The organism is candidate division WOR-3 bacterium (genome assembly GCA_011052815.1).
GTDB lineage: Bacteria > Hydrothermota > Tepidihabitantia > SM23-42 > SM23-42 > DRIG01.
This window is the reverse complement of the sequence record DRIG01000056.1, coordinates 1-11,730: the sequence shown is the minus strand read 5'-3', so window position 1 is coordinate 11,730 and position 11,730 is coordinate 1. Positions and strand designations below refer to the sequence as shown.

At 46.3% G+C, this 11,730-nt stretch carries 8 protein-coding genes; 5 read left to right on the top strand and 3 right to left on the bottom strand.

Going from position 1 to position 11,730, the window contains the following annotated elements; genetic code table 11:
* Positions 1 to 531 precede the first annotated feature (531 nt).
* The 3 genes from ENI34_05130 to ENI34_05120 all read left to right on the top strand — a co-directional run bounded on the left by ENI34_05130 (position 532) and on the right by ENI34_05120 (position 2,294).
* Entirely contained in the window at positions 532 to 744 is a 213-nt protein-coding gene (locus ENI34_05130; protein ID HEC78511.1) for a hypothetical protein, read from the top strand.
* A gap of 41 nt (positions 745 to 785) precedes the next feature.
* On the top strand, positions 786 to 1,025 hold the full coding sequence (locus ENI34_05125; protein ID HEC78510.1) for a hypothetical protein: 240 nt from the start codon (positions 786 to 788) through the stop codon (positions 1,023 to 1,025).
* 411 nt (positions 1,026 to 1,436) lie between these two features.
* Positions 1,437 to 2,294 carry a hypothetical protein gene (locus ENI34_05120; protein ID HEC78509.1) on the top strand — a complete coding sequence of 286 codons (858 nt, stop codon included), beginning with the start codon at positions 1,437 to 1,439 and terminating at the stop codon, positions 2,292 to 2,294.
* 10 nt (positions 2,295 to 2,304) lie between these two features.
* Here the strand turns inward: ENI34_05120 and ENI34_05115 are convergent, their stop codons facing one another.
* Positions 2,305 to 3,840, bottom strand: coding sequence for a T9SS type A sorting domain-containing protein (locus tag ENI34_05115; protein ID HEC78508.1), 1,536 nt, complete (start codon positions 3,838 to 3,840; stop codon positions 2,305 to 2,307).
* A gap of 74 nt (positions 3,841 to 3,914) precedes the next feature.
* Between ENI34_05115 and ENI34_05110 the strand changes: the two genes are divergently transcribed.
* Both ENI34_05110 and ENI34_05105 read left to right on the top strand, forming a co-directional pair.
* The gene (locus ENI34_05110) at positions 3,915 to 5,852 is read left to right on the top strand and encodes an ATP-dependent DNA helicase PcrA (GenBank protein HEC78507.1); all 1,938 of its coding nucleotides are present in this window, start codon (positions 3,915 to 3,917) and stop codon (positions 5,850 to 5,852) included.
* Entirely contained in the window at positions 5,800 to 6,966 is a 1,167-nt protein-coding gene (locus ENI34_05105; protein ID HEC78506.1) for an aminotransferase class V-fold PLP-dependent enzyme, read from the top strand. The genes ENI34_05110 and ENI34_05105 overlap by 53 nt, the downstream gene beginning before the upstream one ends.
* Positions 6,967 to 6,998: 32 nt before the next feature.
* Here ENI34_05105 and ENI34_05100 read toward each other — a convergent pair whose 3' ends face one another.
* A complete protein-coding gene (locus ENI34_05100; GenBank protein ID HEC78505.1) occupies positions 6,999 to 8,441 on the bottom strand; it encodes a hypothetical protein in 1,443 nt (480 codons plus the stop codon).
* A gap of 31 nt (positions 8,442 to 8,472) precedes the next feature.
* On the bottom strand, positions 8,473 to 10,647 hold the full coding sequence (locus tag ENI34_05095) for a T9SS type A sorting domain-containing protein (GenBank protein ID HEC78504.1): 2,175 nt from the start codon (positions 10,645 to 10,647) through the stop codon (positions 8,473 to 8,475).
* Between the last annotated feature and the right edge of the window lie 1,083 nt (positions 10,648 to 11,730).

Sequence of the window (11,730 nt, the reverse complement as noted above, 5' to 3'; positions counted from 1 at the left end):
GGTGAGGCACCGGAGAAATCGTTCAATTCCCTCAGGCAATTGATTTTTCTCCTGAGGCGTGCCTTTGATGAATTCGGTTTTAATGGTTCAGCAGTGATCCATCATGAAACAGGATTATATGAATTCAGATATCCTACACAGAGACTGGAGGTGGATCTGTTCCGGTTCCACGATGAGATTAAGAACGGTGATCTACTCTTTAATTCCGGCAGGGAAGATGTCGGTGTGATTCACTACAATACCGCGATTGAACTATATCGGGGACCGCTTTTGAGTGAGAATCTCTATGATGCCTGGGTGGAAGTCCACCGATTGAATGCCCGGGATATGTATTGCCGGGTGGTTTTGAAGGCATGTGATTTTTTAAGGGGAAGAGATCCGGAAAAAGCCGAGGCGATTTTTAAGAAAGCGTGTTATACTGAACCTGAGCTGAGGGACTACTTAAGTAACCATCTTTAGAATAACACAAAAATAACATAATCCATTAATATTACACGGCTGAGCAAAAAAGACCGTTAAAGGAGGTCCTTTATGGAGGAAGTTAAATTTACCAGCAAAAAGGTATGTCCTTACTGCGGTAAGATCAATATCGAATATCTTGATCTTTCAGATATCTTCGGCTTTATCCCGAGATATAACCAGCGGGTACGTGCCAACAGATATGTTTTCCGTTGCCGGGATTGTAAAGAACTGTTTTACTATACCAGACCGCTTTATGAAAGAGAAACGGTTTACAAAAAATAGCAGTGAAAAAAATCATTACAATTGGATAAAAGGAGTCAAAGATGAAAAGAAATATGTTGATCATGATTTTTGTTCTTCTTTTCATTCGGGTGGTACCCGCTGTTGCCGACTGGACACTTTTGAACGGTATATCCAGTACTTTCTGGTATGTGGGGCTGACTTATTATCAAGGAAAGGTGTATCTTTATGAATCAACGGGCGGCGGTGGAGACGGTTTCTGGGAATATGACGTCTTGAGCGACCTGTGCAAACGGCGGCCTGGCTATTCTGCCGTCACTTGACAAAATATACTGGTCTCGGGGCGGTCTTTCCGCCGATTTTCTGGGATATGACATTGCGGGCGACACCTGGATTTCTCTTGGAAGTACACCACGGAACGGACAGTTCGGTAATCTGGCTGCGGATTGGACGGGTAATTATATTTATTATTATGCCGGGTTTAATGTAACGCCTGATTCCATCTTCTGGCAGTATGCAGGCGGTGTCGGAGTCGAGGAGCGGTTGGCAGGGGCAGAGCAGGGGGTCTATTTCATTGTTGCAACCACATCATATGAACAGACCGTCACAAAGGTTGTTTTACTGAAATAAAGGTATTACAGCCGTTGGACAGTTCAAGGTAATTATACACTGTTGACTGAAAAACGGTTGTCATTATAATGACAGTTAAGTGATGTAAAGTCAAAGGAGGATATATGAACAGACGGACTTTTTTGAAACTCTTCGGTTTTGCCGCTCCGGTGGCTGTCTTCTTCGGAAACCTGCCGAAACTATTGTGGGCCGGTAAATGGGAGCATTCGAACAAGAACTTCTGGAAGGGTTCAAAATTCCTTCAAAGCTCCGTTGATCTCAGTGGTTATGAAAAAGGATTGATAAAAGCTCGAATCGACGGAAAATGGAATGAGTTCAAGATAAGGGAGGCAAGTAAGGACTTTATAAAATGGAATACCGAGAAGAGAGTGGAGTTTCTCGAGTCGATAAAAACGGGTAAGATGCCTGGTCTGGCAGGTCCGCATTCCGGTGCAGTCGCCACTTATGGACTCGGTCGTCTTGACTCTGAATTCACGGTCAATAATGCAGTGAAGGGAATAGGGCTCGCTCCAAAGGATGAAAATCTTGATAAGGCGATAAAGAAGTTGAAAGAGACGTACGACAAACCGATGCCGGCGAAGATGGATGTATTAAAATCATTTTACGAAGATCCTCAGTTTTTTGACTGGCGCAAACAGACGAGCCTCGAACTCTATACAACGCCGGAATTTGAGACCCATACTTTCTTGAATGTTATGGAAAATCCGACGGCTACCATTGTTTTTCTTGATATCCCGTCTTTTGAATTAAGGACGATCTGCCGGGTTATTCATCCCGACGACAACTCGGCACTTTCTTCGGAAAAGAAACTTCTGGAGTTCGTCAATCTCGCCCATTCATATATGCACGGTGAATTTTCCCGTGTTTTCCCTCTCTTGCTTTTCTATCTGATTGAAGAGTTCGACAATACCCCGGGTTCCAAGAGGGGCATAAGGACTGTTCCGAAAAGAGAGAGTGAGTAGGATACTCTTTTTATAGCTTCACTATTTTTCTGGTCGCTGTTCGGTTTCCGATATCCACTTTGAGGAAATAGATACCAGCGGGGAGTTTTCCGCTCTCTTTTATTGATATTCTGTTTTCTCCGGCATTGAGCGTATATGTTGAGAAAATGTGAGCCCGGCCTGTACAATCAAAGACGGTTATTTTTACTTCCGTGATATTGTCGATTCGGAGATTCAGCTGGATAAGATCTGGGATCGGGTTCTTCAACAGGGTGAATGGCGCAGATGCAGGGTTTTCCGATTCACTCTCTTTGACCGCGGTGTTGTGCCCTTTGGGAATCAAAAAACAGTCACCGAGCAACGTCATTCCATAATGCCAGCATAATTCGTCGAACGTGACACCGTCCTGGACAATGTGGGTGAACCACTCTTTAAACGCTTTACCCAGATTCGTACCGCTTCCAAGCCAGTTGTAGAAATATTCGAAGTCGAGCATACTGCCGGTCTTTGTCGAACCGATTGAGCAGAGTCCATAATCCTGATTGAAGATCGCCCGGCTGCCACCGCAATTACTTGATTCAGTATAACGGGAAAAAGAACAGGCGAAGAAGTTGTAAAAATTCGTCGGCGGATTTTGAGCTGTGTATTCAGAGGCGTAGTAATAATCATGACTGCTGCCGCTGTTGTACGCAAATTGATGACCGCCAGGCCAGGAATGGGCGAATACCGACACCCATGCCTGGGTCGTATCCAGTTTTGTCCGATAGACCGACGCACGGGTGGTTTCGGCATCCCAGTAGTTCATTGTATCCGGATAGAGCAGGGCGACATCATCAGCCCATTGATTAGCCCAGGGAATCCAGTCGTCATCGACGAATACAAGGGCGCGTTGTGTCAGAAGCAGGGTGTCGTGCCTGAATGCATTATCCTTTTTGAAGTAGTTCTGAAGGAGCAATGTATCATCACCGAGATTCGCTGGATAGAGTCGACCGATATATATTTCAGGAGAGAGCTCACCCTGGTGGCCGTCGTATTTACCGTTGCCGGTATTCATGGTGTCGAGCCAGGTGCCGTCCAGGTCCATGAAAAAGAGTTCACAGGGAAAGTCAGTGTATCCATATTGATTAAAGTCATCGGCGATCTCAAACCATGCCACCGGTATATCACCGATGAAGAGGGCGCCTTCGATACTGTCACTGGCGTACAACCCCTGAAGAAAATTCCGCAGGTCTTCAGGAGAACCGCCGTCGATCTGGTAACTGAGTACGGTATATCCTTCTGAGGCGAGATTGTTCGTTAATTGGGTGATCTCTTCTGCAATGGACTGGGCGATGTTCTGTTCGGTAAAGAGTGCGACGGTTCCGGCGCGGCCGTCACCGTAAACAACTCTATCCCTGATGTACGATGGTTCACGCATTGGATGGGCTGTAATCCATTCTTCATATGTTTCCGGCTCAGACCCCGGCGGTCCCGCCCATTTTAAAAGGGGGATTTTATTATAATCGGCTGCAATGGCCAGAGTTGTACAAAAGAAGAGTAAGATAATTTTTTTCATTTTTTTCTCCATAAAATATTATAAGAAATTGTAGTCCGAAGTCAATGGTTTACTTGACTTATCAATGAACAGGAATATAATGGAGCGTGATCGACTATCTTGCCGAATTGAACAGTGAACAACAGAAGGCGGTGAAGACAAAGCAGGGGCCCATATTGATCCTCGCCGGTGCAGGAAGCGGTAAGACGAGGGTCATCACCTATCGCATTGCATACCTTATTCAGCAGAAGTATACAAAACCGGAAAACATCCTGGCAATAACATTCACCAATAAGGCGGCGGATGAGATGAAAACCCGGGTTCTTCATCTGCTGGGCGATTGCCGTGATATCTGGATCAGGACCTATCACTCGACCTGTGTGCGTATCTTGAGAACAAGCCTCTGTTCCAGAAAAGACCTGCAGGAATTGCTCGGTGTCTCCGATAACTTCACGATCTATGATGAACACGACCAGCTCAGCTTGATTAAAGAGTGCCTTAAAGAATTGAATGTCGACACCAGATATTTTCCTCCTTCTCTCGCGGCTTCGCGGATCAACAGAATAAAACAGGACCTGCGTATTCCTGAATCTATCGATGAAGTCATAGGGGAGATTTACAAATTGTATAACAAAAAACTTATTGAATACAACGCACTCGATTTCGGTGATTTGATTATGAAGGCTGTCGAGCTTTTAAAGAACGACGGTCCGACATTGGATTATTATCAGAATCGTTTTAAATATATTTTGGTCGATGAATATCAGGATACAAACCGGGCACAGTATATTTTGACGAAGTTGCTGTGCGGAAAACACCGCAATCTCTGCGTGGTCGGTGACGACGACCAGTCGATCTATTCCTGGCGCGGTGCTGAAATAAGAAATATCCTCGATTTTGAAAAGGACTTTCCCGATGCCGTTGTCATAAAGCTGGAACAGAATTACCGCTCCACAAAGACGATTCTGGAAGCGGCTTCCGCGGTCGTCAGTAACAATGAATACCGTAAGTCAAAAGTCCTGTGGTGTGATAATGAAGTCGGCGAAAAACTGGAGTTTTATGCTGGCTCTGACGCTTATACTGAGGCGGCTTATGTGGCGCGCAAAATACTCGAGTCGAAATTTAAAGGAAAGAATCTGAGCAGTATCGCGGTCTTTTACAGAATCAATTATCAGTCCCGGATCTTCGAAGACTGTTTTATACGATATCAAATACCTTATGAGGTGGTCGGCGCATTAAAGTTCTACGACCGTGCGGAGATAAAGGATGTGCTTGCTTATTTAAAGGTGATAAGCAATATACGTGACAGTGTCAGTTTGAGGCGGATCATCAATGTTCCGGCGCGTAAGATCGGTTATGTGACCCTGCGGAAGTTATTGCAATACAGTGAGATGAATTCGATTCCACTCTATCAGGTTCTTCAGCAGGTCGAGAAGGTCGCAAATATCGATAAGAACACTAAAAAGAGAATTCTTTCTTTTGTCGGGATGATGGAGGGATTCAGAAAAGAACGTGATAAAACAGACCTTTATGAACTCGTCTTAAAGATCGTTCAGGATTCCGGATACCTCGACAGTTTGAATGTGGACAAAAGCGACGCCGATTACATCAGGCGTAAGAATGTCGAGGAACTGTTGATCTCCATCAGAGAGTACGTGAAACAGCATCCTGACGCCGGGATTCAGGATTATTTAGCCGATGTTTCGTTGAGAAGCGATATCGACGAATGGACCGGAACCGCGGAACGTGTGAGTTTGATGACCCTCCATAATGCCAAGGGTCTGGAATTTGATATCGTCTTCATCACCGGCTTTGAAGACGGTCTGATACCGCACTATAAATCACAGGATGATTTAAGGGATTATGAAGAAGAGAGGAGATTGTTGTATGTCGGGATAACCCGGGCACGCAAAAAACTTTTTATCACCTGCGCCCGGCAGCGCGAGACCCTGCGTGGAGGTTCTCTGTATACTGATATTTCTCCTTTTTACTATGAAATCCCCGAAGAGGCATGGGGGAGGAGTAATGAACCGATTGAACCTTGAATCCGGAGATATGGATAAAATAAGGGAAGAATTTCCCATTACAAAAGAATTCATCTATTTTAATCACGGCGGAACCGGTCCGATCTCTCTTTCAGGAGTTCGGGCCGTTGACGAGTGCATTAATACTTATCTACATCAGGCGGAGTTCGATATCGAGGAATACTTCAGGCGTGTGGACAGGGCACGTTCTATGGCAGCGGAATTCATCGGCGCCCTGCCTGATGAGATTACTTTCACCCATAATACTTCAGAGGGAATTTATATCGCACTCATCAATCTGCCGTTGAAAGAAGATGATGAAATACTGGTGATGGAAGAATCCTTTCCTGCAGTCCGCTATGTGGTCAATCACAATCTGCCTTATTGCCGGAAAGTCTATGCACCGTTTTCCAGACGTGACCCGCTCGATGTGGTCAAAGAGAATTTTAACAGCCGATTGAAAGCGGTCGTGGTCGACTTTGTTCAGTATCTGAGCGGTGAGATGATTGAGATCAAAAGATTGGGTGATTTTTTGAAAGAGAGGGGCATCTTTTTTGTGGTCGATGCCATTCAGGCGCTCGGTGCGGTTGCTTTCAATATCAGGGATTGTCATGTTGATTTTCTCGCCTGCGGAGCCGGAAAATGGCTTTTCGGCCCGACCGGCGCCGGTTTTTTATATGTGAATAAAGAGAGTGTTCCTCTGTTGAAGAAAAGGCACGTCGGCTGGCTCGGCGCTCAATGGCGGAGTTTCAATGACTGCCAGAAGGCGCCGCCGCTCTATCCTGACGCCCGCATGTTTGAACTCGGCTCAAGAAATATAATCGGGATAAGCGCACTTTCTGCAAATATGAATTTGTTACTCGGGTACGGTCTGGAAAATGTCGCCCGTCGGATCTCAATGCTCAAATCCGAATTGAGAAAAAGATTCACCGCAAGGGGGTGTGAGATCCTCACTCCGGAAGCAGGTTTTCAATCGGGTATTCTGACCGTCAGACCGCGGGAAGACAGCCGAGCGGTATATGAACGTCTTAAAGAAAACAAGGTGATTGTTTCCTTGCGCAGCGGTTATTTAAGATTTTCACCCCATTTTTATAACACCGTTGAAGAGATTGAAAAAATTTTTGAGGTCATCTGATCCAGTACAGGGCAGGAAGATTCTCCATCGAGTCACTTCAGCATTATGATTTTTTTAAGAATCTGCGAATCATCACAGGAAAAACGGAGAAAGTACACACCGGCAGCCGCCCTTTCACCTGATCTGTCGGTTCCATCCCAGATGATCTTTCTGGTTCTGTTTTTGAATTCTTTTATCAACCTACCGCCTGCATCGTAGATTTCCAGGAAACCCGATTCTGCATCGATTTTTATGGTCAGTTTCTTTGTGAAAGGATCTGGTTCAGCCTGGAGCAGGTGCGTTTCCCTGCAGGGGTTTTTCCTTTCCAGAATCTCCAGCTCCGGTGCGGTTTTGAGTACGAAGACATCCTTGGCTCCGGCACCGAATGATTCAGTGTTACCGACGATTATGTATCCGCCGTCCTGGGTTTTAAGGATGGAGCGGGCGAGGTCGCCGTTCATACCGCCATAGGTCTGTGTCCAGAGTGTATCACCGTATTCGTCGGTTTTGAGTAAGTATACATCCCATTCACCGGCGCCGAACGACATCGTGTAACCGGCGATGATATACCCACCGTCCTCGGTTTCCAGAAGTGAATAACCTCGTTCATTTTGAGCACCACCGTATACCTTCTGCCATTCAATGGTACCGAGGGAATCGGTTTTTATTAAATAAAGATCTTCACCGCCGGCGCCGAATGTTCTGGTCATTCCGGTTATGATGTAACCCTGATCTGAGGTCTGGCAGACCGCCTCACCGCGGTCATCACCGGTTCCGCCGAATGTCTTCTGCCATAAGAGCTCACCTGATGCATTGATCTTGATTAGATAGACATCGAAATAACCTGCGCCGTAAGAATTCGTTGCGCCGATTATTATATATGCGGAATCTGCAGTCGGCTGCACCGAGGATGCCCAATCCCAGTTGAGGCCACCGTAGGTCTTTGTCCAGAGTGTATCACCGAGCGAATCAATCCTTAATATATATAAATCGTCGTTTCCCCCATTACCGAATGAACCTGTTGCACCGACAATGAGGTAACCGTTGTCACTGTCCACGGCTTCTGTGACGGCTCTGGCTTTATCATAATACGTACCGCCGTATATCTTCGTCCACAGGGTGTCGCCGAGGCTGTCTGTTCTTATGATGTAGATATCATTGAACCCCGCGCCATAGGAGAATGTTTCTCCGAGGATGATCCATCCTCCGTCACCCGTCTGTTTGAAATCGACGCCGTATTCCGCATCGGTCCCGCCGTAGGTCTTTGTCCAGAGTGTATCACCGTCTGCATCGGTTTTTATAAGATAGATGTCCTTTGAGCCGGTACTGATTGATGTCTTCCAGCCGACGATCATATATCCCTGGTTTGATGTTTGTGCTATCGCCCGACCTTCATCATCGTCCGGTCCGCCGTAAGTCTTTGTCCACAGGGTGTCGATACCCTGACTGTAGAGGATCGCCGTCCATAAAAGGATGATCATAAAATTTTTTTTCATCTTTATTTCCTTTTTCCTCAGGATACGCGCTTCATTTCAGAACAACGAATTTTCCGTATTCTGACTTTTCCCGTCGTTGTAAAACATAAAAATATGTTCCGGAAGCGGATGGTTCCCAGGATATTTTATGTATTCCTTTATTCAGGGTTTTTGAATAGAAACCCACTCGACTTCCCAGGGTGTTGTAGATTGAAAGGGTTACTGTTTCTCTCCTCTGCAGATGAAATTGAATACCGGCGCATTTTTTGAAGACCGTGGGATTTTTGAAGAACGGCAGGTAAGGATTAAGTTGTGTTTCTTTTTGTGAAAGGAGAAGGTTTTGGTATATCTGGACTCCGGCACCTGCGTCAGCGACATAGATGAACTGTTCTGCTCCATAAACACCGTATGCATGGCCGGGAGTGTCATAGAAACCTGTTTCCGAGGGGGCATAGGGGTTTGAGACGTTAATGATGCGCAGCCCGGTGGAATAGTCTGCGACATACGCATACTGGTTTGAGATGTAGACGTCGGTTGCCGCATTGGTATTGCAGGAACCGATTTCATAAGGAGCCGAAGGAGTTGAGATATCTATGATCCGAAGGCCTGCTGTATAGGCTGCTATATAAGCATAGGGCTCTGCGATACATATACCGTAGGCGGCATCCGGTGTGCTGCAGTAACCTATTTCAACTGGATTCGTCGGATTTGAGACATCGATGATGTGGAGACCCGGTTGTGACCCTGCACCGGTTAAGTAGACATAAGAGTTTGAAACGGCGATCTGACGCGGCGCCCATGCAAGGATGCCGCAGGTACCGACTTCATATGGATTTTTCGGGTCTGAGATATTTAAAACACGCAGACCTGCATAACCGTCGGCGATATAGGCGAATGAATCCGAAAGGCAAACGCCATTATAAGCCGTTCCCGTAGTATCAAAACCGACTTCATAAGGAACAGACGGGTTTGAGACGTCAATGATGCGCAGACAGCCGGTATTATCTGCCACATAGGCATAATTATCCCTTACTTCGATATCCCGGGCATATCCGGGTGTATCATAGAAGCCCGTTTCATAAGGAAAATGGGGGTTCGAGACATCGATGATGCGCAGGCCGGCGTGACCGTCGGCAAGATAGGCATAGGACTCTGACATATATACCTTGCGGCCTTCATCGCATGCCTTGAAATACCCGATTTCAAAAACATTTGAGGGGTTTGAAACATCGATGATGTGGAGCCCGGCATTGTCGGCATACTGGTCGGTGAGGTACGCATACGTTCCTGAAACACAGATCTGAGAGGCGGCGTCACCCGGTGTGTCGTAGAAGCCCATTGAGTCGGGATTTGCCGGGTCAGAGACGTCGATGACGAATAGCCCGAAAAGAACGTCCATTACATAGGCATAACCGCCACAGACATCAAGCCGTTGCGCCCAACCCGGGGTATCAAAGAAACCGGTTTCATAGATATTCTGAGGGTCCGATGTGTTGACGATTCGCAGTCCGGTATACATATCAGCGATATATGTATAATTTCCGATTACCGAAACATCATAAGCCAGAGTCGCTGTATTGTAGTAACCTGCTTCGTTCGGATTGATCGGGTCAGAGATATTTATAATCCGAAGTCCGGCGGAAAAGTCAGTGACATATGCAAAGGAGTCCTGTACACATACTGCAGAGGCATTACCCGGAGTACTGTAGGAGCTTACTTTACAGGGAGCGGCCGGGTCCGCGATATTCAGGATGACCAATCCTGAATCATAGTCCGCCACATAAGCGAAGGTATCCTGAAGGCAAACATCCAGGGCGTTCTCCGTATCATAAGAGCCGACTTTTATCGGAGACAGGGGATCGGAAACATCCCAGATTTCAACTGCCTTGTTGGCGATTATGATATGCTGGTTTGAATAATCATAAGCAAGCGCATTAATGTATCTGCGGGTATAGAGTACGTCGGAGATTTTTCGGGGTGATGAAGGGTTTGAATCACTTACCACATAGACACCAGTACCGGCTCCCAGAAAAATCAACTTCCTTGTTGAATCATACGCCACTCCGTTTGCAGTACCAAAGGGCCAGTTCCCGATGAATCGTACATTCAGGGAATCAAAAAAAGCAAGGTTATTCCGGAAGCTCGAATTATTCAGAAGACCAGGCTCATAAGAGAATGCTTTGACCCCTGATATGACGAGGACTAAGATGAGTATCTTTTTCATCATCTCCTCCTAAAATTTTATTATCTTATGGACTATATTATTTTTTTGATCACGGACAATTGAAAGGAAATATATTCCACTGGGAAGCCCTGCCATTCTTTTATCCTTTATCGTTAAAATGGAAGTTGCATAAGAGTATCTTTTTCTGAATACCGGCGCGCCGTATGAATTGTAGAGAACAATCTGAAAAGGTTTCTGCATCATCTCTGAAAATTCCATCCTGAGTTCATCCTTGAAAAATGTAGGGATACGGCAATCCGGGAACCTCGATTTTACGGCGATTTGATCAAAAGATTTTTCTTCGACTTCAAGTTCAGATCCGAGGCGGACGAGATAGACCTCAGAGCCGTCGCCGAAAGAGTTGGTCCAGCCCACTATGATATATCCGTAGTCAGCTGTCTGCTGGATGCAGTTGGCGCGTTCACGACCGGCGCCGCTGATATTTTTCGTCCAGATGATATTACCGTATGTATCGGTTTTGATTATGTAGATGTCATCACCGGTCGTTCCCATCGGGTCGGTCCAGCCCGCGATGACATAACCACTGTCAGCGGTCTGTCTCACTGAATAGGCGACATCGTTATACGGACCTCCATAGGTGCGGGTCCAGAGAGTATCGCCCAGGGAATCTGTTTTTATGAGATAGACATCCAGACCACCGGCACCGAAAGACCAGGTTCTTCCTACGACGATATATCCATGGTCGAAGGTCTGCTGGACATCGTAACCGATGTCATCCAGGAATCCGCCGTAGGTCTTGGCCCATATCGAGTCACCCTGTTCATCGGTCTTTACAAGATAGACTTCATAGAGGTCTTCGGTTTCCGACAATCCCGTTATGATGTAACCACCGTCTGCAGTCTGTTTCACCGAGTTGCCTTCGCAGTCGAATACATTACCGAATGAATTGGTCCAGAGGATATTGCCTGAGGAATCGGTCTTCACCAGGTAGACTTCATAGCGCGGTCGAACATATATCTTACCGGTGATGATATAACCGAGGTCAGTGGTCTGCTGAACCGATTTTCCACTGCCGCCGCCGTCGATTGTTTCAGCCCATAGTGAATCACCCTGGGCATTGAGTTT